The organism is Paenibacillus sp. SC116 (genome assembly GCF_024733555.1).
Lineage (GTDB): Bacteria > Bacillota > Bacilli > Paenibacillales > Paenibacillaceae > Paenibacillus_B.
This window is the reverse complement of sequence record NZ_JANIOF010000001.1, coordinates 948,414-972,807: the sequence shown is the minus strand read 5'-3', so window position 1 is coordinate 972,807 and position 24,394 is coordinate 948,414. Positions and strand designations below refer to the sequence as shown.

24 protein-coding genes and 1 pseudogene are annotated in these 24,394 nt (G+C 41.6%); 19 read left to right on the top strand and 6 right to left on the bottom strand.

Going from position 1 to position 24,394, the window contains the following annotated elements; translation table 11 throughout:
* The first annotated feature begins 15 nt into the window (after positions 1–15).
* The 8 genes from NQ117_RS03975 (at position 16) to NQ117_RS03940 (ending at position 7,929) form a co-directional block, all read left to right on the top strand.
* Positions 16–648, top strand: a complete 633-nt coding sequence (locus tag NQ117_RS03975) for a YdcF family protein (RefSeq protein ID WP_258276702.1) — start codon at positions 16–18, stop codon at positions 646–648.
* Positions 649–763: 115 nt separating this feature from the next.
* Positions 764–1,756: an AAA family ATPase gene (locus NQ117_RS03970; RefSeq protein ID WP_258276701.1), complete on the top strand. Its 993-nt coding sequence runs from the start codon at positions 764–766 to the stop codon at positions 1,754–1,756.
* A gap of 52 nt (positions 1,757–1,808) precedes the next feature.
* On the top strand, positions 1,809–3,098 hold the full coding sequence (hflX, locus tag NQ117_RS03965; protein ID WP_258276700.1) for a GTPase HflX: 1,290 nt from the start codon (positions 1,809–1,811) through the stop codon (positions 3,096–3,098).
* Positions 3,099–3,239: 141 nt separating this feature from the next.
* A complete protein-coding gene (locus NQ117_RS03960; protein ID WP_258276699.1) occupies positions 3,240–4,499 on the top strand; it encodes a methionine gamma-lyase family protein in 1,260 nt (419 codons plus the stop codon).
* 152 nt (positions 4,500–4,651) lie between these two features.
* A complete protein-coding gene (locus NQ117_RS03955; RefSeq protein ID WP_258276698.1) occupies positions 4,652–5,062 on the top strand; it encodes a MerR family transcriptional regulator in 411 nt (136 codons plus the stop codon).
* Positions 5,063–5,089: 27 nt separating this feature from the next.
* Positions 5,090–6,418, top strand: coding sequence for a type I glutamate--ammonia ligase (gene glnA, locus NQ117_RS03950; RefSeq protein WP_258276697.1), 1,329 nt, complete (start codon positions 5,090–5,092; stop codon positions 6,416–6,418).
* A 455-nt stretch (positions 6,419–6,873) separates the two neighbouring features.
* Positions 6,874–7,335: a hypothetical protein gene (locus NQ117_RS03945; RefSeq protein ID WP_258276696.1), complete on the top strand. Its 462-nt coding sequence runs from the start codon at positions 6,874–6,876 to the stop codon at positions 7,333–7,335.
* Between the two features lie 306 nt (positions 7,336–7,641).
* On the top strand, positions 7,642–7,929 hold the full coding sequence (locus tag NQ117_RS03940) for a sigma factor-like helix-turn-helix DNA-binding protein (protein WP_375163018.1): 288 nt from the start codon (positions 7,642–7,644) through the stop codon (positions 7,927–7,929).
* A 472-nt stretch (positions 7,930–8,401) separates the two neighbouring features.
* Here the strand turns inward: NQ117_RS03940 and NQ117_RS03935 are convergent.
* Positions 8,402–8,515: pseudogene (locus tag NQ117_RS03935) on the bottom strand (excalibur calcium-binding domain-containing protein); the annotation flags it as partial.
* Positions 8,516–10,032: 1,517 nt separating this feature from the next.
* Positions 10,033–10,341 (bottom strand): hypothetical protein, encoded by a 309-nt coding sequence (locus NQ117_RS03925; RefSeq protein WP_258276695.1) that lies wholly within the window; start codon positions 10,339–10,341, stop codon positions 10,033–10,035.
* 169 nt (positions 10,342–10,510) lie between these two features.
* Between NQ117_RS03925 and NQ117_RS03920 the strand changes: the two genes are divergently transcribed.
* Genes NQ117_RS03920 through NQ117_RS03910 form a run of 3 tightly spaced genes read left to right on the top strand, consistent with a single transcriptional unit; the run spans position 10,511 to position 11,800 of the window.
* Positions 10,511–11,206: a hypothetical protein gene (locus tag NQ117_RS03920; RefSeq protein WP_258276694.1), complete on the top strand. Its 696-nt coding sequence runs from the start codon at positions 10,511–10,513 to the stop codon at positions 11,204–11,206.
* The gene (locus NQ117_RS03915) at positions 11,154–11,675 is read left to right on the top strand and encodes an accessory gene regulator ArgB-like protein (protein WP_258276693.1); all 522 of its coding nucleotides are present in this window, start codon (positions 11,154–11,156) and stop codon (positions 11,673–11,675) included. The genes NQ117_RS03920 and NQ117_RS03915 overlap by 53 nt, the downstream gene beginning before the upstream one ends.
* Positions 11,672–11,800 (top strand): hypothetical protein, encoded by a 129-nt coding sequence (locus NQ117_RS03910; protein ID WP_258276692.1) that lies wholly within the window; start codon positions 11,672–11,674, stop codon positions 11,798–11,800. The genes NQ117_RS03915 and NQ117_RS03910 overlap by 4 nt, the downstream gene beginning before the upstream one ends.
* Positions 11,801–12,245: 445 nt before the next feature.
* Here the strand turns inward: NQ117_RS03910 and NQ117_RS03905 are convergent, their stop codons facing one another.
* From NQ117_RS03905 to lexA, 3 genes are all read right to left on the bottom strand, one after another.
* Positions 12,246–12,743 (bottom strand): DUF4352 domain-containing protein, encoded by a 498-nt coding sequence (locus NQ117_RS03905; protein WP_258276691.1) that lies wholly within the window; start codon positions 12,741–12,743, stop codon positions 12,246–12,248.
* Between the two features lie 663 nt (positions 12,744–13,406).
* Positions 13,407–13,694 carry a phosphatidylinositol kinase gene (locus tag NQ117_RS03900; protein ID WP_258276690.1) on the bottom strand — a complete coding sequence of 96 codons (288 nt, stop codon included), beginning with the start codon at positions 13,692–13,694 and terminating at the stop codon, positions 13,407–13,409.
* A gap of 361 nt (positions 13,695–14,055) precedes the next feature.
* Positions 14,056–14,685 (bottom strand): transcriptional repressor LexA, encoded by a 630-nt coding sequence (gene lexA / locus NQ117_RS03895; protein WP_258276689.1) that lies wholly within the window; start codon positions 14,683–14,685, stop codon positions 14,056–14,058.
* Between the two features lie 238 nt (positions 14,686–14,923).
* On the opposite strand from lexA, the gene NQ117_RS03890 reads away from it, so the two are divergent.
* The 5 genes from NQ117_RS03890 to NQ117_RS03870 all read left to right on the top strand — a co-directional run bounded on the left by NQ117_RS03890 (position 14,924) and on the right by NQ117_RS03870 (position 17,721).
* A complete protein-coding gene (locus tag NQ117_RS03890) occupies positions 14,924–15,286 on the top strand; it encodes a LysM peptidoglycan-binding domain-containing protein (protein ID WP_258276688.1) in 363 nt (120 codons plus the stop codon).
* Positions 15,287–15,406: 120 nt separating this feature from the next.
* Positions 15,407–15,622: a DUF896 domain-containing protein gene (locus NQ117_RS03885; RefSeq protein ID WP_258276687.1), complete on the top strand. Its 216-nt coding sequence runs from the start codon at positions 15,407–15,409 to the stop codon at positions 15,620–15,622.
* Between the two features lie 74 nt (positions 15,623–15,696).
* The gene (locus NQ117_RS03880) at positions 15,697–16,212 is read left to right on the top strand and encodes a methyltransferase (protein WP_258276686.1); all 516 of its coding nucleotides are present in this window, start codon (positions 15,697–15,699) and stop codon (positions 16,210–16,212) included.
* A 14-nt stretch (positions 16,213–16,226) separates the two neighbouring features.
* Positions 16,227–17,042 carry an HAD family hydrolase gene (locus NQ117_RS03875; RefSeq protein WP_258276685.1) on the top strand — a complete coding sequence of 272 codons (816 nt, stop codon included), beginning with the start codon at positions 16,227–16,229 and terminating at the stop codon, positions 17,040–17,042.
* A gap of 241 nt (positions 17,043–17,283) precedes the next feature.
* A complete protein-coding gene (locus NQ117_RS03870; RefSeq protein WP_258276684.1) occupies positions 17,284–17,721 on the top strand; it encodes a FixH family protein in 438 nt (145 codons plus the stop codon).
* A gap of 76 nt (positions 17,722–17,797) precedes the next feature.
* Here NQ117_RS03870 and NQ117_RS03865 read toward each other — a convergent pair whose 3' ends face one another.
* On the bottom strand, positions 17,798–18,337 hold the full coding sequence (locus tag NQ117_RS03865; RefSeq protein WP_258276683.1) for a 1,2-dihydroxy-3-keto-5-methylthiopentene dioxygenase: 540 nt from the start codon (positions 18,335–18,337) through the stop codon (positions 17,798–17,800).
* Between the two features lie 177 nt (positions 18,338–18,514).
* Here NQ117_RS03865 and metH point away from each other — a divergent pair, with 177 nt between their 5' ends.
* The 3 genes from metH to NQ117_RS03850 all read left to right on the top strand — a co-directional run bounded on the left by metH (position 18,515) and on the right by NQ117_RS03850 (position 24,386).
* Positions 18,515–21,952, top strand: coding sequence for a methionine synthase (gene metH, locus NQ117_RS03860; protein ID WP_258276682.1), 3,438 nt, complete (start codon positions 18,515–18,517; stop codon positions 21,950–21,952).
* A 146-nt stretch (positions 21,953–22,098) separates the two neighbouring features.
* Positions 22,099–23,040, top strand: coding sequence for a ribonuclease Z (gene rnz / locus NQ117_RS03855; RefSeq protein ID WP_258276681.1), 942 nt, complete (start codon positions 22,099–22,101; stop codon positions 23,038–23,040).
* A 257-nt stretch (positions 23,041–23,297) separates the two neighbouring features.
* Positions 23,298–24,386 (top strand): Gfo/Idh/MocA family protein, encoded by a 1,089-nt coding sequence (locus NQ117_RS03850; RefSeq protein WP_258276680.1) that lies wholly within the window; start codon positions 23,298–23,300, stop codon positions 24,384–24,386.
* Positions 24,387–24,394 lie beyond the last annotated feature (8 nt).

Sequence of the window (24,394 nt, the reverse complement as noted above, 5' to 3'; positions counted from 1 at the left end):
ACAGGAGGACGTAAGATGAAATCAAGACACTCGAGTAATCGGCCAAATCTGTGGAGAAAAACGTTTAAACGAATGATGATTCTACTCGCAACTTTTTTACTAGTAGGTTGTGTATGGTTTGGGTATACGCAATATAAAATTGCGCAAGCAGGTGGAGAGTCGACAGGCGAGAAAACGGATGTAGGTATCGTCCTTGGTGCGTCTATGTGGGGAGCCAACCCTAGCCCTGGGCTAAGAGAAAGACTGGATTTAGCTGTAAAATTGTATCAAGAGGGGCGATTCGAATATATTCTCGTTACAGGCGGGAAAGGCGGATCGCAAGATATGTATTCTGAGGCAGAAGGTAGTAAGCGATATTTGGTCGAACAAGGGATACCTGAAGAACGTGTGTTAGAAGAGGACCAGTCCACCAGCACTTTAGAAAATTTATTATATTCCAAGACAATCCTTTCGAATAACCAGTGGGATAGTATCACGATTATTACTCATGATTTTCATGGAACGAGAGCGCGTGAAATAGCAGAGTCGCTGCAGTATGCTGCAATAGAAGTGGAAACGGTTCAAAGTAAGGTGTTATCACCGATATGGCACCCTTTGCGAGAAAGTCTAGCTTATACGAAATGGAAATGGGACAGGTTGTGGCTGTAGTGATAAACATATGGACATGTCTAGCCGAATAAGCTGAGTACGTGACCGCTTGTATACATACAAATGGTGGTCGATCCCGAATTGAACATATAACAATGAGGTGAATAGGGTGCAGATGCGTAACGTATCTTCAGCGTCTCAGATGGCGATGGCTAAGTCGCGTCCTTCACGCCAAATTAATATTGTACTGCGACCGAACGAGCAGACTTCAGCACCTCGAACAGAGTCGACGCCTGCAACAACAGAACTTGCTGAAGCGGCAATGCTTACTCAGTCTCAACACAGTGCTTTTGGCGAGGTGCGTCAGGAGTTCGATCGTCTGATCGGATTGCAGCATATTAAAGATATTGCATTCGAGTTGTACGCTGTAATTCAAATGAATCAAAGACGGCAGGAAGCAGGGCTGCTAAGCCCGTCCCATGTCTACCACATGCTTTTTAAAGGAAATCCAGGAACAGGTAAGACTTCGGTTGCGCGTATAATGGCAAAGATGTTCCAAAAGCTTGGTATATTGAGCAAGGGTCATCTGCTTGAGGTCGAGCGAGCTGACTTGGTAGGGGAATATATAGGCCATTCCGCACAAAAGACAAGGGATTTAATTAAAAAGGCGATGGGTGGCGTATTGTTTATTGATGAAGCATATAGTTTAGCTCGCGGTGGGGAAAAAGATTTTGGCAAAGAGTGTATTGATTGTCTTGTAAAAGCGATGGAAGATCATAAAAATCAGTTCGTGCTTATATTAGCTGGTTACCGCGATGAAATGGATTGGTTTATGCAAACAAACTCAGGTTTGCCTTCTCGCTTTCCCATTCAAATCGATTTCCCAGATTATCAGGTTGATCAATTAATTCAAATTGCGGAGTCCATTTCGAAAGAACAGGACTATGTACTCATGCCGCAAGCATTGGAACAGTTGAAGGAAATGATAATTACAGAGAAAATACAATCGTCTCATATTTTTAGCAATGCTCGTTATGTACGAAACGTGATGGAAAAGGCGATGCGCAATCAAGCGGTAAGATTGCTGCACCAGTACCCGGTTCAGTCGCCTAGCAAGCAAGAACTAATGACGTTAAGGATCGATGATTTAATGGTTGAGCGAAAATAAGGTATACTGATAACGAATCGATATTGACTTCAAAAGGAGATTCCTTATACGAATGCGAACAACGACTCATGATACGCAAACGACGACTATACATCGCGCTGTACTTGTAAGTCTTATAACAGACGAAGTGAAGCGAAGTGGCATTGATCCATATTATTCACTAGAAGAGCTTGTGCAATTGGCAGAGACAGCTGATGTAGACGTACTTACGACGATGACGCAATCGAGAGACACGAGAGATCCGAAGTGGTTCATCGGCAAAGGGAAAGTACAAGAGCTAAGGGCAGTTATGGATGAACTTGGCGCCAACACCGCTATTTTCGATCAAGATTTATCGGGTGCCCAAGTACGGAACTTGGAAGAAACGCTAGATGCAAAAATTATTGATCGTACCCAGCTCATATTAGATATTTTTGCCCAGCGCGCGAAAACAAGGGAAGGTATCATTCAAGTTGAATTGGCACAGCTATCTTACTTATTGCCTCGTCTATCTGGACATGGAAAAAATCTCTCGCGCCTCGGTGGTGGAATCGGTACGAGAGGGCCCGGTGAATCGAAGTTGGAAACCGATCGCAGACATATCCGTAATCGCATTACCGATTTGAAGCGCCAGCTCAAAGAAGTTGTACGGCATCGAACTCTTCATCGTGAGCGTAGGAAGAAGAATGGTGTGATTCAAGTGGCTTTGGTCGGGTATACGAATGCTGGTAAGTCAACTCTTCTGCGTGAATTGACAGCGGCTGATGTGTATGTAGAGAATCAGTTGTTCGCTACGTTAGATCCGACTTCGAGGAATTGGCGGCTGTCCAATGGGAAGGAAATTGTACTGACAGATACCGTTGGTTTCATTCAAAATCTTCCGCATGATCTGGTCGCAGCGTTCCGAGCGACTTTGGAGGAAGTGAACGAGGCGGATTTGATTTTGCATGTTGTAGATGCCTCTAGTCAAATGAGAGAAGATCAAATGAGCGTTGTAAATGATATTTTACAGCAGCTAGGCGCTGGCTCTAAACAAGAAATTATTTTATATAATAAGCGGGATCTCTGTTCGGAGGAAGGACTGCAATTATTACACCAAGACCGCACGCATATGCTGATTAGTGCGCTTGATAAGCAGGATTTGGAACGTGTAACATTAGCTGTTCAAGAGCAGCTCGTAGGGAAGACAGTTACCTATTGCATCCCTGAGGAACGCGGTGATTTGATAGCTCTTGTTTACCGTATAGGTGAAGTGCTGGAGCAGGACCACGATGAAGATGGAGTTTATCTCCGTGTTCGATTAGACAAAGTAGAATCAGAAGTTCAGGGACATAAGCTTGCATCTTATGTTATTCATAGGTAAACTTGCGATAGCTCATGTATAACATATATCTGAAATATGATGAGAAATTGTAACGCCTGGTGTACGGTGCACAGCGCAATGTGCTCCGTATTATGTTTATATATGAATAAGTTTAAATGATAACAAGGGGAAATTAATGTTATGCAATTGTCATCACAGTTACAACATTATGAACAGTTAGTAGAAGATCAAATAGCAGTAGAAGTTCGCGGGATAGAGAAGATTGCTGAGCGCAATCAATGGAAAGTCATTCAGGCGTTTCAAAAGCATCGAGTGAGTGATTATCATTTCGCGGGCTCAACAGGCTATGGATACAATGATCGAGGCAGAGAAGTGTTGGATGAAGTATATGCTGATGTCTTTGGCGCTGAGGCAGGATTGGTGCGGCCGCACTTTGTGTCGGGAACGCATACCATTGCTACGGCGCTATTTGCCGTGCTTAGACCAGGTGAGCAGTTATTATATATTAGCGGCACGCCGTACGATACACTGCACAAAGTAATTGGCAAAGAAGGAGATGGCACTGGTTCACTGCGTGACTGGGGCATTCTCTATGATGAAGTAGCACTTAATGAACAAGATGATATTGATTGGGAAGCGGTAGAGAAAGCAATTTGCCCTGAAACGAAAGTGATCGGGATTCAACGTTCTCGTGGGTACGGATGGAGAGCCTCATTTACAGTAGAGCAAATTGCTGAAATGGTGAGGCGAGTCAAGCAAATCAAATCAGATGTCATTGTATTTGTTGATAACTGCTATGGTGAATTTACCGAGCAATCAGAGCCAACTGAGCATGGTGTCGATATCATGGCAGGTTCATTAATTAAAAACCCTGGCGGCGGTATCGTTGCAACAGGGGGCTACATTGTAGGCAAGAAGTGTTATGTTGATAAAGCAGCACAGCGCTTAACTGCACCGGGTATCGGCAGTGAGGTCGGCGCAATGCTTGGAACAACTCGTTCTCTTTATCAAGGCTTGTTCCTTGCACCAAGTATTGTTGGACAAGCAGTGCGCGGGAGTGTATTTGCGGCGGCATTATTTGAGAAGCTTGGATTCCTTACATCGCCAAAGTGGACTGCTCCTCGCACGGATCTCATTCAAGCGATTCGCTTCCATTCTGCAGAGCACTTGATTGCATTTGTACAAGGTATCCAAAAAGCTTCCGCAGTAGATGCTCATGTCGTGCCGGAGCCATGGGACATGCCAGGTTATGAGCATCCAGTTATCATGGCAGCGGGGACATTTATGCAAGGTGGAAGTCTTGAATTGTCAGCGGACGCACCGATTCGTGAACCTTATACAGCGTACATGCAAGGTGGCTTGACTTATGCACATGCCAAGCTCGGTGCTTTGATCGCGGTACAAACGATGATTGACCGTAACTTGCTCACAATCGAGTAGTTGTTAATAGCATTTTTGAACGGCTAAAATAGAGGCGGGAACATATGTAAGAAATTTCTTTGTTAGTTTTGCTAACATCTGTTGACACATTTGTTTCCCAGCGGTAAAATAAAGGTAATTCGTGATGAATGAATGAGGAAGGTTGATGAGCGATGGGCGATGAAATTCGCAGAAATATGGCGTTGTTCCCAATCGGTATCGTCATGAAATTGACGGATTTGACGGCTCGTCAGGTTCGTTACTATGAACAACATGAGTTGATCTTGCCAGCAAGAACTTCAGGCAACCAACGTCTTTTTTCGTTTAATGATGTAGAGCGTTTGCTTGAAATTAAGGCATTGATAGAGAAAGGCGTCAATATAGCAGGAATTAAACAAGTTTTGAATCCGATGTCGAAGGGCTCAGTTGAAGCAACTGTACTAAGTGAAGATTCCGAGTCGAAACGCAAAGAATTGTCAGATCTTCAATTGCATCGGATGCTAAAACAGCAATTATTAGCCGGCAAGAGACCGGGGCAGGTATCACTTATTCAAGGCGAGTTGTCCCGTTTCTTTAGGAAATAAAATGTATAGGTGAAGGAGAGGTTCCACGTGGGTTATTCAAGAGAAGATATTTTGCAGATTGCTAAAGAACAAAATGTTCGTTTCATTCGTCTTCAATTCACAGACTTGCTTGGGACTATCAAGAACGTTGAGATCCCAGTAAGCCAGCTTCCAAAAGCATTGGATAATAAGATGATGTTCGATGGTTCTTCTATCGAAGGTTATGTACGTATCGAAGAATCCGATATGTATCTCGTACCAGATTTGGATACTTGGGTTATCTTCCCTTGGGTACAAGAAGATCGTGTAGCGCGTCTAATTTGTGACGTTTATATGCCAGATGGAACGCCATTTGCTGGTTGTCCGCGTGGTATTTTGAAGCGTGCGCTTAAAGAAGCAGAACAATTAGGATACACAGCTATGAACGTTGGCCCTGAGCCAGAATTCTTCTTGTTCAAGACAGATGAAAAAGGCAATCCAACGATGGAACTGAATGACCAAGGTGGTTACTTCGACCTTGCACCTACTGATCTTGGTGAGAACTGTCGCCGTGAGATCGTATTGAAGCTTGAAGAGATGGGCTTCGAGATCGAAGCATCCCACCATGAAGTTGCTCCTGGACAGCATGAGATTGACTTCAAATATGCAAATGCAATTAAAGCAGCAGACCAAATTCAAACGTTCAAGCTAGTTGTTAAGACGATTGCTCGTCAGCATGGCTTGCATGCAACGTTTATGGCTAAGCCGCTATTCGGTGTAAATGGTTCTGGTATGCACTGCAACATTTCCTTGTTCAATGGACAAGAAAATGCGTTCGTAGATGAGTCCGATGAGCTTGGATTGAGCAAAGATGCTCGTTCCTTCATGGCAGGCGTTATTGACCACGCACGCGGCTTTGCAGCGATCACGAATCCTACAGTTAACTCATACAAGCGTCTCGTGCCTGGTTACGAAGCTCCTTGTTATGTTGCATGGTCTGCGAGCAACCGTAGTCCGATGATTCGTATTCCTGCTTCCCGTGGCTTGAGTACACGTGTAGAAGTTCGTAACCCTGACCCATCTGCTAACCCTTACTTGGCATTGGCAGTTATTTTGAAAGCGGGTCTTGACGGTATTACGAAAAATACGAAACTTCCGGCTCCAACAGACCGTAACATTTACGTTATGACAGAAGAAGAGCGTATAGCAGAAGGCATTCCTAGCTTGCCTGCAAACTTGAAGGAAGCTTTGAATGAAATGTTGAAAGACGAAGTCATTACTAGTGCGCTTGGCGAACATGCGACACAGCATTTCTTCGAACTGAAAGAAATCGAGTGGGATATGTACAGAACTCAAGTTCACCAATGGGAACGCGATCAATACATGACCTTATATTAATCATTCCAACCCCTAGAGCCGCAAGGCTTTGGGGGTTTTTATGTTGTTGGTCGTTTTCGGGGATAAAGCAGTTTTTTTCTAAATGCCCAACAAATGCCCAACTACTTTTTATGAGAGCCAAGAAATAGTGTATTGAGTTTGTCTTCATATTTATCCATGTTCCTGCTTACATTAAAAATTTTCCCTTACGACTGCCACCTATAGATAGAGCCAGTTGTATATGGCTACTAAAATAACATCTAACCTAACTATACTTTCCGCCTTCTCCGGACGGATCGTGACCTAACGGGTATAGTTGGTTCGACTCCAACTTAGCCGCTCCTTATGGGGCGGTATTTTGTTTCACGATAACGCAAAAAGAAATAATTAATAGTGAGAAATGATCTTGTAAATTGATAGAATACGATCAATAATAGGCTTTGCAGGGAAAGTTTTCTATTTATGGAGGGGTTACTATGAAATTGAAAAAGTTTTTTGTTGTACTTATCGCAGTATCAAGCCTAAGTGTTGTTTCTCCGACCGCATTTGCTCAGACACCTGCACAAACAACTGTTGATATTCAGAAATCAGTCACACAGTCCTCGCAATTAGAGCCTTTATATTTCAGATGGCTTTATTCGGTCAAAGGGCTTTACAAAACGGACAATTTACAAGAGATTGGAACACCATTCTCTTTAAATCTGGGACAGATCGTTAAAGCGAAAGTTACTCAGAGACCATCTAATCCAGCCGATTATAATAAACCCTTTAATACAACCATTGTTGTACGTCATGTTCAATATGGGGAGGTCAGTCGGAGAACGATATCAAGCGCCACTGACTTATACGATGTTTACTGTTGGGGTGGTCCTCATTCCGTACTCATTGAGAATAAAGCTGATTTCCCAATTGAAGTAGACATAGAGATTATTCCTTAAATAACTTACAGAGTCGCTGAACATTCAGCGGCTTTCTTCATGGAAACAACCAAGGGGTAACGTATCTAGATTGCAAACTATACGGGGAGGTTCGATTCCTTCTGTTCCCATAACTTCAATCGAGGTATAGTATCAGGAAATCAATTTTTCGCTGATGTATCGGTCGTTGTGGATTGTCCCGATTGTGGAATCACTAATAAATTCAATAATGTTAAGTTTAAGATAAAGTAAGCATCCTTTCGGGTGTTTTTTTTATTTCACAAAACAACACTACCCAAAATATGGAGGTGGGCGGGGTGATGTGAGATGACAGAGAAGCATGTATTAGCCGAGCAAGATTACATCCAAGGTTTGAAGTATAAGGAGATAGCAGATAAACATGACGTCAGCCTCAACACGGTCAAGTCATGGAAGCAGCGCCACGGTTGGCAGCGCAACAAGGGTGCACCCGAAGGAAATCGCAATGCAGTGCAGTGGGTAACGAAGGCGGGGCGCCACAAGGGAGTTCTAATGCGGTATCTCATTGTTTGTTCAGAAAGTCCTTTCCCGATGATCCAGAGACACGCGAATTACTTGATTTGGCTGAAAAGTTGAACTCGTTGGATATGTATGGCACATTCATCCCAGCCAATTAGGGATGCGTGTAATAGCCGAGACGATTGACCGACATATTTCTACCGGCAAGGCATTTGCTGCAGCCCCACGGGGGACCAGTCTACAATTGTACCTAATCCTAGTTTTTCTGCTGGAACGGACATCGCCACAGGTTGGTAGAGGTACTGCAGCGGCGGAAACTTGTTAGCGTATAAGCGCATTGGAGACTGGCAAGCGGTATCGAAAGCCAAGGGAGCTGTGAATCAAAATTGCAAATGACGAAATGTCAAAAGCAAAAGATTTGTATTTGATACTCGTCCCTCAATATGTAAGTAGAGAAAAAGCACATGAATTCATAAAACTGGGTGAAATAAAAGATGGAGAATTAATACCTGCAGCGCTCGACAAGTTGATGAACGAATAAACATTTCACCTAAAAACAAAAGCTTCTTAATTGGGGCTTTTGTTTTACCTATTCGCACGCTACGCCGTCGCCGTCACGATCCAACTTGGTACTGTATCCTGGATCTCCTGAGTACAACGGTGCAGCTCCTGCTGTTTTAGTGAATATACAGTTTTTGTAATTTGGTTCTTCTTTCGGTTCTGGCTTGGGAGCAGGCTTCTTTGGCTTGGTGTCTTCGTCATTATCATCTTCATCTGATTTGGATTCAGGTTCAGAGTTATTCTGACCCCTTTTATTTTATATTGGCACTCAACTAGATTACCAAAATGTTTGAATATAATGTGTTAATATTGGGTCTATTTTCACTTGAATAGGGACAATTGATTGTTGAAGATTTTAGAAGCTTAAACTTGTTTCTTCAATTATATATGTATATTCTTTCGTTCATTAAAATAGGGGGACAAGTGTTATGCGGGGATTATTTGAATCCCCCAAACATCCCCTGTAATAATAGGAACAATTATAGGTTAATCAATATCAGGAGTTAAAAATCCATACCCCTAGAGTCGCAAGGCTTTGGGTTTTTTTGTGTTGCTGGGTATTTTCAGATTTGATGCCGTTTATTGCCCGGTGCCCAACAAATGCCTAACTAATAAAATCCGAATTTATCCACATTTCCATTCTCTATAAATTTTCCAACTCGTGAATAGTAAGGTCCGTTTCCAGCTAAATCACATTTCTTATATACCATGAACACATACAACTGGTAATCAGGTAGAGCAAAGGTCAACACTCATAAGTTTTATTCTCTCAGCCGCTCCTTATGGGGCTTTTTATTTTGCATAAATGAGAATGAAATTAGCTATCGATGTGTTGCCGCTGTAGATAGGCCCTAGCTGATGAACAACATTTACGCAGTAAACGAAGCGTATTACTTGTTTTGCCGGGCAGCTGGTCACATTTGTGTGGTTCTTCATTTCTTGTTTATCGATAGTGCAGGTTAGACATTAAGCGGCTTGTTTATAGATTGGCTGCACCCAAGTCCTGAGGGCATGCGTTAATAGCTGAAAAGATTGCTAGCAGGCTATCAATTACCCAAAAGCGCCATACAAGTTGGATACACGGAAACCCTACATTTGTAGGAAGCGGTGAAGTAGCTGACAAATGGAGTAAGTATGGTAGTGGGTGGCTCTTGCTGACGTACAAAATGTAGCTTAATCAGAAAGAATACGGCACTCGATGGCAAACGGTCTATAAAGCAGCAGAAATAGCCAATCAAACGGGAGGATTACCTTGTTCTAACAATGATTCGTTGAACATTTTCCGTCGATCATTTCCTTAACGTAATCAGATAAATACCTCGACTTCATACGGTTGGACAGGCTTGTTAGGATCCTTAGTTTCGGGTTTATCAACTAGCAGCAAGCATACCTTTTCTGTCTTTCCGTCAAACGTTACCTCAATAGTATCTCCATCTACAACTTCTGTTACCTTAGCTTTAATTCGTTTTGAACTATCATTAGCTTTTGCAGCGGTTAGCTGCTGATTTGCGTTGCTGCAGGAACTGCTTTCGATTGGTCCGTACTTGTTTTAGCTTCATCACTCACTTGGAATACTAAGCGCCACACAGACAACGACGATAATTACTAATACCCACCAAGGCGGCAATACGGATTTCTTTTTCATATGTACTCCTATTTTCAGGACTTGTACCGATTAAGAGAGGCCAGACTTTTCTTTGCAGATGGGGACGGGTCGTTATTCATTGTGTTCAAAGATCTCTTAATGCTTTCCAAGTGATCCAGCATCATAGCAAGCGCATAGAAAAGTATTCCTGATACAACTCCGCCAATCCACCAGCTCAGCGCAACGCTCCATACATAACTTTTATCTCTTGCGCGCATCGACCGCGCCAACTCATCGACTGCATTTGCAGCGTTGACACCTAAAAAGATACCACCGACTAGAGCCAAGATAGCTAAAGCTTTTAGTACTTTTGACATATTCATGTATAATCACCCCAATTTTTGTTTGACTATATCATACCAAAATGTTACAAGTAGTACCATGATAGTGTGTAGAAATTTAAGATTAGTGGAGAATTTAAAGATTCGCATGGTTTCTTGGTGCTTTCAATATAATAGTCTAAAAGTAGTAGAGAATAGGGCGGTGCGCAAGTTGGATGTACTATCGTATTTATTAATGGGAGCAGTCGATGTGCTGGCTGTTCTGGTTCTGTCTTTTAAAATGTATAGATTGCCTCTGTTTAAGCACAAATATAAAGTTGCTGCATTTGTTTTAATTGCAGCTCTCTTTTCGTACTTGATGCGTATTGTGCTTGAGTTCCCGCAATACGATTTACCTGGTCAATATTTATTAATAGTCCTATTTCTTATTGGGTTCATGGATATACGTCTTCATCATGCTGCATTTGTCGCAGCTGGTGGAACAACAGCTTTTATTCTTATTCAAATGATTATGTATTACATCTTTTTATACTCAGGAATATTAGATTCCAGTGTATTAACTAGTACTGAAGGATTGTTTGTATTTTTATTACAAGCGAGTACTCAAGTTATTACGCTTTCTATTGCATGTTTTCTTTACTTATTCAAATATGGATATACATTTATTCCAGTTACAAATACGTTTGAAGAACCGGGTCCGTTGGATATGCCTATGGTACTTGCGACGCTACTCTCATGTGTCACAATAAGTTTAAGCATACTATTGCTATATGCATCTACGCCAATGGCATTAGTTGCACTTGCAGCCGCAAGCTTTGGGTGCTCATACTTTTTATCAAAGAGAAGGAGCTACGATGAAATTAGAGTATCTGTCGAGGCGCATCGCAACAGAAATAAAGCGAAGTGATCCAGATGGGGATGTTAGCATCGAAGTAATGGAATACGCATTAGGTGTACGGCTTAATTTGATTGCTACGATATTAATGACTATCCTATTCGGAGTTGTAACAGGGTATGTTCTCCAATCACTTCTAGCATTGTTGGCATTCGGTACTGCAAGGAGATATTCGGGTGGATACCATATGGCTTCATTAACTGGATGTGCGATTGTATCAGCATTGTTATTTTCGGCGATCCCACTAATTGATTTAGAGAGTAAGCAACTAATTTTTATTTCAGTTATTACTATTATAATATTTGCAATATTTTCACCCAATGATTTCGAAGATCTCAATGAATCGAAAATCGATCCGTATCTCAAGCCGTTATCGGTGGTTATAGTGTCAACAAATTTATTGATTCAATCACCAGTAGTAGGTCTAGCATTTTTTGCACAAGCTGTGTTACTCATCCCGTGGAAGGGGGGGAAGAAATGAACGAGAAATTGGCAAAATTGCTATCCAAGTTTTTAGGTAAAAGTGCTGAAAGAGATTCGAGAGAAAGAAAACTCAACGTTGGCGCAGCTCCTATTCCGTTAGAGCTGAAGGACAAGAAGAAGTGAAACAGTGGATTATGATAAAGAGATTTTAGTAACCGAGATAGCTCCGATTGGTAGCTATAGTAAGTCGCTTTTTATTAGAATTGGCGATATATTATTTATAGATTGTTATGAATCGAAATGAACCCAAAAGAGATTGAATATATAGTGGATCACAAGTATGCCGCGTATGTTCATTTTACTAATACAAACGTTAATGTCGAAATAGCTCGTAAGAATTTAAGACATTTTTCAGACCTGGTACGACTCATCAAGTAGATGGGTCTATTTTATTACTACAAATTTATTTCAATTTCAAGTGAAACATAGACTAGGGTATGTTCCTTTCTGAGTAAACTTCATATCTATACACACTTTAAGTACATTTATTGTATGTTCTTGAGAGTAGAGAAGAAAAGATGGTTATCAAAAAAGAGCCTGAGGATTAGCTCCTAGGCTCTCTTTGAAATTATTTCAATTTAAATTGACCTTGCTCTGTTCCGAAAAAGCCAGTTTGAACGTTCAAGACGAAATCCTTAGTGTCTTTTGGTACTTCAAAAGCGACGTTACCTGTCTTAGCTAGTCCTGGGTTTATACCTTCAAACAAGAAGAATTCCTTGGACGTTGTAAATAAGGTTGTTGGGGCATATGTAACTTCACCCTTTTTAAGTTGGAAAAATGATGAGTCTGTATTGATCATTTCATTCCCTGCATTTTTAACTGTTACATTAACTATGTAAAATACGCTGCCATCTGAGTCAGGTTTATAACTCAAGAATTGGCCGTCTTTAATCTCATTCGTAGTGGACACTTTATTTACCTTAAATATAACATCCCCCACTTGAAGCTCTTCGCCTATAGCTTTAAGCTGAGGCTCTTTTTCTTTTTGGCTCTCTGCTGCTTTAACATCTGCGATACCTTTTCCGCTTGTTCCTGTTGTTGTGCTTCCCCCCTGTTTGTCCTGCAATACCAGCTGCAATCATGAAAACAATCAGCCAAACCCACCATTTTTTGTAGAATGGTTTTTTCATGGTATACTTCCATTTGGATATATTCACATAAAATATGTATAATATCAGAATGTTACAGATAGTACCATGAAAAATTCGGGTCTTTTGTCTCATAGGACTAATTGATTAGTTTGTCGTGGATTATTTTCTTATATATGCAAACGCGGGAACTGCAGAAGTCAACAGAGCGAACTGATAATGGTATTCTTCATAAGGTTATCCTCCTTATAATTGGTTTACACATCAGCTAAATCTTGACCATCAAGAAAAATCTATATTTACTACTTTTCATTATTTTAGTTTTAATTTCAATATGTAGAATTTTGATATCGATATAGAAATTTATAACCGATAGATTCAGAAGAATTTTTGACATTTCCCGGATACAATAAAAGCCCTAGAGCAAGCTAGAGCTTTTGCTGTATCTGTTCCCATGTGACGCGATAGCGATTTCTGTTCAGTAATGCTATCTCCTGGATCACCTTCATTTCATGGCGCAGCTCCAATAGCCTTCCCGACTGAAGAAACTGTGGAAAGCCTAGAAAATAAGGTATCCCCGCACAATAATCTTTGCTAATAGTTTATGGATAAATCATATCCCATGGCTATCCATAAACTTATTAGATAAAGAACGGTAACAAAAATAAAGATGAAACAAAGGGAAAAGGAAAGCGGCGGAAGAAGAAGCGACGTCTTGGGAAAAAGCCGGGATGGAAGCCGAACTGTCTCGACATTGAATTTTCTGAGGTTTTTCCAGTTAAAACTTCATTCGATGGGATTGCAAGAGTGACATAATTTTCATCGATATGAGCAATAAAACCATCATGTGATTGGCCGTCATTGGTCTGAATCCCAACATATTTGTTCATACTGTTCCAACATGCTTGTTTTAAAAAGTTCTGATCCATTCTAGTCCTCCTAAACGTAAAATCTACATTAGTCTATGGGACTGTTACCTATTATGTTCACGGCATTTGCCTATTAATTCCTAAATCCTTACATAGTACAAACAAGTTTTGTCCTAAGGACAAATAGTATGAGGGAATAGTAAGTTGTAGGTGGGTGGATAAAGATATAATAAAATAGGAGATGTTAAAGAAAATGGGCTATATCCTGAATAGTAGTGAGGTGTGATTAAAATTTAAATGGTAGGAAAAGGAGTAAGTAAAAAGGAGCTATCCCAATGGTGAAAACCCATTGTGGAAAGCTCCTTTCTTATTGATGTTTCTCGAGCAGAGTACTCGAAGCAGATGCGTGAGTAAACGAATATTAATGGAAATCACGGAATAGGCCAACTACCTTGCCTAGAATCGTAACATGCTTGAGTCGGATAGCCTCCATGCTGGAGTTCTCTGGTTGAAGACGAATATGATCCTTCTCTTTGTAGAAAGTTTTCACAGTCGCTTCGTTATCTTCTGTCATAGCAACAACGATGTCTCCGTTAGAAGCAGTTTGCTGTTGGCGAACGATGACATAGTCTCCGTTATGTATGCCTGCTTCGATCATTGAGCTACCTGAAACAGTCAACATAAACGTATTTGAATCATCTCCTACCATATGAAGAGGCAGTGGGAAATAATCTTCAATATTCTCTGTTGCTGTAATAGGCTCCCCAGCAGTTACCTTACCAACAACTGGAACGCGTGCGATAGTGTTCGAGAAATCATGCATGCGCTCCGATTGATCATGGCTGAGCAATTCAATAGCACGAGGCTTAGTTGGATCTCTACGAATGAAGCCTTTCTTCTCAAGGCGATCAAGATGACCATGTACGGTTGAGCTAGAAGCTAACCCAACAGCTTCTCCAATCTCACGTACAGATGGTGGGTATCCTTTAAGACGTACTTCATTTCTTATAAATTCGAGTATCGCTTGCTGACGGCTCGATATTTTTGACAAAGTTATCAACTCCAATGAGTTCTCTTTTGTCAGAAATTATACCATAGAACTACCGTTCGTACAAACGTAAGTTCTAAAAAATCGTTTATTTCAATATACAAATTGAAGATATGGTAATAATTTTGTCTTCACAGTCAAAAATAAAGGGAACGTAGGTTCTTAAAAAGCGTTGACTCAAACAAATGTTCGTGTTACATTATTGGCTGAAATTAAGAACAAGCGTTTGGGGGATGTTATTATGCGAACAACTTATCAATCCATTTATAGTCAACGTGAGACTTATTTACATACACCAAAGAGACGTCATTTTCTTAACGGAAAGAGGCTTGGATTATTTGCTTTACTAGTACTTGTGTTGTCTGTGGCATTTGGTTCTATTGTACAGGCTTTGTCGGACGGAACAGGGAAGCAAGAAAATATGTTGCGAGTAATCGTTCAGTCGGGGGATACGGTATGGGGTCTAGCTAAGGAACACATGAATGATGGGGAAGATATAAGACAAAATGTATATGATATCATGCATCATAACAATTTGGTTGGAAGGCACTTGCAAGTGGGTGAAGTAATCGAAATTCCATTCGTTTCTTCATTAGATCGTTGATAAATCGTCTAATGCTGCAATGTATGATTACACACCTTCCGCATTAGCGTCAGTTTGCTTGACATTAATCAGCTACCGTGTCAAAGTAAAGGATATGCTAGTAAAGACGGAGGTAATACAATGAACATCGATGATATGATTGCGCGCATTAATGAGTTGGCTCGCAAACATAAGACAATTGGTTTGACTGAAGAAGAAACTGCTGAGCGTGCGAAATTACGCGAAGAATACTTGGTACTATTCCGTCAACAGGTTCGTAACAATTTGGATACTGTAAAATGGGTAGAAGATGAAGAGGAAAATGGTAACGGCTCCTCATCAGATATCGTACATTAATTATTTACGTCCTTAATTGAAGAATCAGCTTAAGTTGATATGCTATAGTGATTATAGTAGGAGGTCGGACCGCAATGTCTCGCAGTTGGGAACGAAAAGTACGTAAAAATAGCTCTGCACTCAACAAGCAGCGTCAAAAATCAGGCCAGAAAGAGATTATAGTAGGCAGCGAACAATACGATGAGTTTAAGGGTCGTAACTTTATTTTACCGTCTACTCTGATCTTTGTATCTTTATTATATGCATTCCTTGGTAACGCAGTGGCAATGGCTCAGTCTCCTACATTATATTGGGTGACCGTTATAGCCTATGTCGCACTCGGGATTATTTTGTTTGTGCGTCGACCGTATTTAAAAGTAGCGAAAGACTATCTTTCTACTCCAAAGTGGAACCGTCTTCGCGTCCTTTCGGCTAAAGACATTAAGAAAATTACGATCCAGCCTGGTTATATACTGATTTGGCCCGAGAAAAAAGGTGCAAATTGGGTGTTTTCGCGCGTTATGAATCGGTATGATACTGACGCAATGGGTGAGCGTTTAATTAAATTTGCTGAGCAGCATGGTATCGCATACGAAAAATTGTCGAAGTAATGGAGTTGGGAACGATGACGATTAAGGCGGTATTGTTTGATTTAGATGATACGTTATTGTGGGATGAACGTAGTGTGGAAGAAGCGTTTGATGCAACGTGCCAGTATGCAAATGAACAGTCAGGTGTAGATCCGAAGCAGTTGGAAGAAGCCGTTCGTGCTGCTGCACGTCAATTATATGCTACTTATGAGACATATGCGTTTACACAGAATATTGGAATTAATCCATTTGAAGCTCTGTGGGCTCATTTCACTGGCGGAGAGCATGAAGAATTCCGTATACTACAGAAGCTGGCACCACAGTATCGTGTAGCGGCTTGGACAGAGGGGCTTAGAAACCTAGGTGTTGATAATGAGCAATTAGGACAAGCTTGCGCGGAGAGATTTATGGAAGAGCGTCGAAAAAGACCATATGTTTATGAGGATACTTTCGAGGTTCTGAAGAAGCTCAAAGCCGATTATCCACTCTTGTTATTAACAAACGGTGCTCCATGTCTACAACAAGAAAAGCTGGATGGCGTCCCTGCTATATCGAGTTACTTTGATCATGTAGTCATCTCTGGGCGTTTCTCTGAAGGGAAGCCGTCGAGAATTGTGTTTGAACATGCTATGAAGTTATTGAATATACGTCCTCATGAAGGTTTGATGGTAGGAGATAAGTTGACGACGGATATTCAAGGATCTGTTAGTATAGGAATGCATAATGCATGGTTGAATCGAAATGATAAGCCATTGACGGGTGAAATTAAACCCGAGTATTCCATACAATCTTTGCATGACTTGTTCGATGTAATTGAATCCATTAACAAGCAGCAGGAAATCGTTAATTAATAGGAAGTCCGCCTTATGGCGGGCTTTTTTTGTTGCTAGCAATATTAATATGAATATGCCTGTTGTAAAATACAAGACTGCTTCATAATTTTTGGATTAGTTCCATTTTTAAGTAAAATGATTTATGTCATAAACTGTTCACATATGTACTCAGAAGTAGCTATATAAGGTTATCCATATTTTGTTATAGTAGGGTATGTTAACGTAGTTACATATGAATGGATTTTGTAGAACGAGGAAGGTGTGTCTTTTGCGCAAAGTTATGGCTTTATTTATCGTTGCAATGACATTGCTAGCTGGGTGTGCAAATGATGATGGGGCTAGCAAGGAGAAGGACCACAGTGCTCATGCTAAGCAGCAAGCAGACTCATCAGCGCCAGCAGCTAAGCTTATTCCTATACAAGTAGACCTCACAGTACCTGAAACCGTGACGGCAAATGAAGAAGTAACCATTATTGCTCGTGTTACGCAAAAGGAAGCCGCAGTAGATGATGCAAAGGTAGTGTTTGAGTGGTGGTTAGATGGAGAAGAACATCTGCGCAATGAAGGGAAATGGAGCGAAGATGGAAAGTATGAGTTTACACACACTTTTGATAAGCCAGGAACGTATACTGTCATTTCTCACGTCGATGCAAGAGATCTCCATTCTATGCCTAAAAAAGAATTTAAGGTCAAGTAATAGGTGAGATAAAAATAATATGCCTATATGTTACATAGAAACGCCCCTATACCACGAGGGTATTAGGGGCGGTTACCTATTTTACAAATGCAGGATCCTCAAAAGGATGAGCAATCCATCCTTCTGTTTCAATAAATAGGCGGACAGCTACAATTTGACGTTTATCCGTTAGTGTGAAGAAGTGAGGAATATTTTCAGGTACAGAGATGACATCACCTAATTCTACTAGCACATCAATATAACCGATCTCTTCAGATGCTTTAATAATGAAATAGCCTTCACCTGCTGTAATGGCACGAACCTCATCCTCTGTGTGAGTATGAACTTGTTCGAACTTCTTCAATAGCTCTTCAATATTGGGAGTAGCATCTGACAATGCGACTATATCCCATGTTAAATAGCCACGACGGGATGCTAGATCGCGAATTTCTTCATCGTATACCGATAGGATTTGTTGTTTCTCTTCATCAGAGAGAATAAACTTATCCTTAAGCACAGCAGGAAGTTTATCTCCTTCCCAATGCTCATACAAAACTCCAACACTATTCAAATACTCACGTATTTTCTCTACTCCGGTTATCGTTTCATTCGTATTGCGGATTCGAATTTGTGCCATAGCCGATCCCTCATTTCTCCAATTGTATTATTCCATTAGGTTTACTTGGTATTATAGTACAGAGGAAATGATTGGGCAAGAAACATTTTTATTCATACCCGAAAACCTATTCTTTCCTATTGGATGGACTTCTGCTACACTTAGTTCTAACGTTTTGAGACAGAGGTGGGCAGGCGGATGACGAAACCATTATTAACCGCGCGTATGCAAGAGCGAATTCTAATATTAGATGGTGCTATGGGCACGATGATTCAACAAGCTAATTTGACGGCTGATGATTTTGGCGGAGAGGATTTGGACGGTTGTAATGAAATATTAGTTGTGACTCGGCCTGATGTAATTCGAGATATTCATGAACAATACTTGGCTGCTGGTGCAGATCTAATATCTACAAATACGTTTGGTTCTACAAGTCTAGTACTAGCTGAATATGATATTCAACATCGTGCAAGAGAACTGAACTTAGAAGCTGCTCGATTAGCTGTTGAGGCGGCGGAAAAATATTCGACACCTGAACATCCACGTTATGTAATTGGTGCGATGGGGCCAACGACAAAGACGTTATCTGTTACAGGTGGAGTTACGTTCGATGAGCTTATCGAAACGTACTATGATCAAGCGCTGGCGCTTATTGAATCTGGTGTTGATGTGATGCTGTTAGAGACATCCCAAGATACATTGAATGTTAAGGCAGGTTCTATTGGTATCCAGCGTGCTATGGAGGCTACAGGAACGAAACTGCCGTTAATGATATCCGGTACGATCGAACCAATGGGTACGACGTTGGCTGGGCAGAATATAGAATCCTTCTACATATCTCTTGAACATTTGCAGCCAATTTCGGTAGGTCTAAACTGTGCAACAGGTCCAGAGTTTATGCGTGATCATTTAAGAACGTTAGCTGGTATTGGGAAGACAGCGATTAGCTGTTATCCAAATGCGGGCTTACCTGACGAAAATGGCTTATATCACGAATCTCCTGAATCACTTGCTCGAAAAATTGCTGCCTTTGCTGAGCAAGGCTGGCTGAACATAGCTGGAGGATGCTGTGGTACGACTCCGCAGCATATTCGTGTGCTTGCAGAAACGTTATCAAATTATGAACCAAGAAGAGTATATGGTGATCATCCCCCGGCTGTTTCCGGTATTGAGACGGTGTACATTGAAGATAGCGGTCGCCCTTATATGGTTGGAGAGCGAACGAATGTACTAGGTTCGCGCAAGTTTAAGCGATTGATTTCCGAAGGTAAAATTGAAGAAGCAGCTGAAGTTGCCCGTGCGCAGGTTAAAAATGGGGCGCATGTCATCGATGTTTGTTTGCAGGATCCTGATCGGGACGAAGAAACAGATATGGCTCTCTTTTTACAAGAAGTCGTTAAGAAAGTAAAAGTCCCTCTAGTTATAGACACGACCGATGCGAAAGTAATCGAGATGTCTCTGAAGCATACGCAAGGAAAGGCAATCATTAACTCTATTAATCTTGAAGATGGTTTGGAAAAATTTGAGGAAGTGGTGCCTATCGTCCACCGTTACGGAGGAGCGTTAGTTGTTGGAACGATCGATGAACGTGGACAGGCTATTACACGAGAAGATAAGTTAGAAGTTGCAATACGCTCTCACGATATTCTCGTAAATGATTTTGGAATACAATCCGAAGATATTATTTTCGATCCACTCGTGTTTCCCGTAGGTACTGGCGATGAACAGTATATTGGCTCTGCCAAAGAAACCATTGAAGGTATCCGATTAATTAAACAATCGTTGCCAAAATGTCAAATTATATTAGGAGTAAGTAACATTTCATTCGGTCTCCCAGAGGCTGGCCGTGAAGTGCTCAACTCCGTATTTTTATATGAATGTACAAAGGCAGGCTTGGACTACGCAATCGTAAATACAGAAAAGCTTGAGCGCTATGCTTCGATTCCTGAACATGAACGGAAGCTTTCTGAAGAGCTACTGTATAACACAAATGATGTGACTTTAGCGGAGTTCGTAGCGGCATTTCGCAATCGTAAGGTGGAGAAGAAAGAGAAGATTAGTAACCTTACGTTGGAGGAACGCCTTGCATCCTACGTAGTAGAAGGTACAAAAGAGGGTCTCATACCAGATCTTACATTGGCATTGGAAAAGTACACGCCTCTTGAGATCATAAATGGTCCATTGATGGCCGGCATGGAAGAGGTAGGCCGATTGTTCAATAACAACGAGCTTATCGTTGCGGAAGTATTGCAAAGTGCTGAAGTCATGAAAGCCTCTGTTGCTCACCTGGAAAACTTTATGGAGAAGAATGAGAGTGCTGTAAAGGGTAAGATTTTGCTGGCGACTGTAAAAGGTGATGTGCATGATATTGGTAAAAATCTAGTGGAAATCATACTATCCAATAATGGATATCAGATCGTGAACCTAGGTATCAAAGTCCCGCCTGATCAACTGATCGAAGCTTATCGCAAGGAGAAACCAGATGCAATCGGGCTGTCTGGTTTGCTTGTAAAATCGGCACAACAGATGGTTATTACAGCTCAAGATATGCGAAGTGCTGGAATCGATGTTCCTATTTTAGTTGGCGGAGCCGCATTGACACGGAAGTTCACGAAAAATCGCATCAGTCCAGAATACGATGGTCTTGTTCTCTATGCAAAAGATGCAATGGATGGATTGGACTTGGCTAATAAACTAATGAACACGAATGAACGGTCTATATTGGTGGAAGAACTAAGAGCACACAAGGAAAGATTAGCTCGTGAGACGGAAGAAGAACAGACGCTGCCTGAATTAACGAGAGTGGAACGATCTGCTATTGGAGAGGCGCAGGTATATTTGCCGCCTGATTTGAACCGTCACGTCATTCGAGATATTCCAACAAAGCAACTTGTACCTTATGTGAATATGCAAATGCTATTAGGGCACCATCTGGGTCTAAAGGGAACCATAGACAAGCTTCTAGCTGCTAAAGATCCAAAGGCAGTGGAATTAAAGGAGACGATCGACGAACTTCTTATACATGGTGAACAAACGGGGCAATTACGTGCTAATGCCATGTATCGTTTCTTCCCGGCGCAATCTGAAGGGAATTCGATCCATATCTATAATCCAGATCGTCAAGATGAAGTGCTTCATACCTTTACTTTCCCTCGTCAGAAGGTAGCGCCGTATTTGTGTCTATCGGACTTCCTTCGTTCGAAAGATAGCGGTGTAATGGATTATGTTGGTTTCCTTGTTGTTACTGCAGGTGAAGGAATCCGAGATCAAGCTGAGCTGTGGAAGCAAGAGGGGCAATATCTTCGTTCACATGCATTGCAATCCTTAGCATTAGAATTGGCGGAAGCATTGGCAGAGCGGATTCATCATATGATGCGGGAAGTATGGGGCTATCCAGATCCTGATACCATGACAATGAAGGAGCGTTTTGGCGCTCGCTATCAAGGAATTCGTGTTTCCTTTGGCTATCCAGCGTGTCCAAATCTAGAGGACCAAGAGCCATTGTTTAAGCTTTTGATGCCGGAAGATATAGGCGTACAACTAACTGATGGATTTATGATGGAGCCAGAAGCATCTGTAAGTGCTATGGTGTTTGCACATCCACAAGCTCAATATTTTAATGTAGATAAAGCGTGATATAGGAATCATAATAGTATTAGGATAAGAAGCCTCTGTCCGTCATTACGGTGCAGGGGCTTTATTACAAACTGAATATATTTATAGTTAAGACGTGGGTCAAACGGATACGCAATGAGGCTCATAAGATTGAGAGGGGTGTTAGTGTGGACATTTATTTTCTGGGGACAGGTGCAGGTATGCCATCGACAACGCGAAATGTTAGCAGCCTCGCACTTCGCTTGACAGAGGAGAGGGGAACATTTTGGTTGTTTGACTGTGGCGAAGGTACCCAGCATCAAGTTCTACGTTCGCCATTAAAAATGAGCAAATGTGAGTTTATATTTATTACGCATTTACATGGTGACCATCTATTTGGACTCCCGGGTTTCCTTTCAAGCCGCTCTTATCAAGGAGGGCAGACTCCATTAACAGTATTTGGGCCTAAAGGAATTGGCGATTACATGAAAGTTTGTTTTGGAGTAAGCCGAACCGAGGTTTCCTATCCGCTGCTTATTAAGGAGATTGAACCTGGAGTAGTATGGGAAGATGATCAATTCGTTGTAACTGCGATGCAGCTTGCGCATCGAATTCCTACACTTGGTTATCGTATTGTGGAGAAGGACCGTCCTGGTAAACTTAAGTTCGAATTGCTGCGCGATAAAGGGATTCCACCAGGGCCGGTATACGGACAGCTTAAACAAGGCAAAGATGTGCAGCTGCCGAATGGGGAATTATTATTTGCTACCTCTGTGTTGGGTGAACCAATACCAGGACGAACGGTTGCTATTTTAGGAGACACGAAACCTTGTGAACATGCAGTGCGATTAGCTCGGAATGCTGATTTACTTGTTCATGAGGCTACTTATATGCACGACAAGGCTGATAATGCGAATGAATACGGTCACAGTACGGCACAGCAAGCAGCAGAGATTGCAAGGGAGGCTGGTGCCAAGAAGCTTGCGTTGAATCATTTCAGTTCCAGATATAAAGAAGGGGAGCAGATGGATGAGCTTCTAGCGGAAGCACAGAATGTATTTCCCAACACTGTACTTGCATTAGAACATCATGTCGTTACAATTGCAGAAGACGCGGAAGGAACGGCGTAAGCCGTTTTTTTCATATCTCAAATACGGATTATTTTCCGGGAAAGCGCAGGAAGCGACAGATAGATGAAAAAGCGACTTGATAAATAAACACGTGCATCATTTCGACAGGTTGCTATATCTCATGATGTCGAAGTGTTGGGTGTAGAACTTGCTTGCAACGCTGCTTTACGTTATTTACAATGAATGAAGCAACTTACAACATGAGGCCATTAATGAATTAAGTTACATATGGTACAGAAGAGAAAGGTGGATACACCATGCATCATATTGGATTTACGATTGTTGGGTTTGGTACGATTGCGAAGACACATCTTGTGGCGCTGCGTACGCTGCCTATTATTAAACGATTACCTGTCACTCCCGTATTGGATTCGTTAGTAACAAGAAGGCCAGAGACTTTGGCGGAACAAGCGAAGCAAATTGGCTTTCAGTTTGTGACAGATAAATTGGAAACTGCATTAGAACGCGGTCAATCGCAGGCTGTGAGTATTTGTACACCCAATGCACTTCACGCTGAGCAGGTAAAGACTGCAATGAATTTCAATCAAGCACTGTATTGCGAAAAGCCTGTAACGGAATCAGCTGAACAAACGGCTAAGTTGTTAGCTACTGTTCCAGCACACTATCCGCAACAATTAGCTTTTACATTCCGATATCATCCAGCTGTAATGCGGATACGTGAGTGCCTCAAAGAAGGAATGATCGGTGATGTGTTACAATGTAATATTGCGTACATGCGTTCAGGATATTTGAATGCGGATCGTCCATTCAGTTGGCGATTAAGTGATGAACTATCTGGCGGTGGGGCGATCACGGATATAGGTGTCCACGCGCTTGATCTAGTTCGTCATTGGTTTGGGAATTATAAACATGTGGAAGGTCGTACGCATACGTTTGTTAAAAATAGACCTATATCTATGCATTCTTCGGAACAAGTTGAAGTGAATGTAGATGATTGGGCCTCTATGCATATAGAAACAGAAACGGGCGTGCGTGGATCGATAGAAGTATCTCGCATTGCATACGGATCAGATGCTTTCCGTATTCATATTGTCGGTACCAAGGGAAGTATGACATGTGATTTGGAAAAAGATCGAATGCCCGATGTGCATTTAATAAGTGGTGCTGTGCCGAGTCTGCCGATACCAGATAGCTTAGAGTTGCTGCCGGATGAGAAGGCTACACTTGGTGTGTTTCAAGACAGCCATTTTGCTGCTCTTCATCATTTTATTTTGAGAATGACGGGAGATAATCGTTGGGCTGATATCGCACCTACCTTGTCAGATGGATATACGGTAGAGCGGTGGGTAGACAAAGTGATTGCTTCTTCCAAACAAACGGACTAATTAGGTTC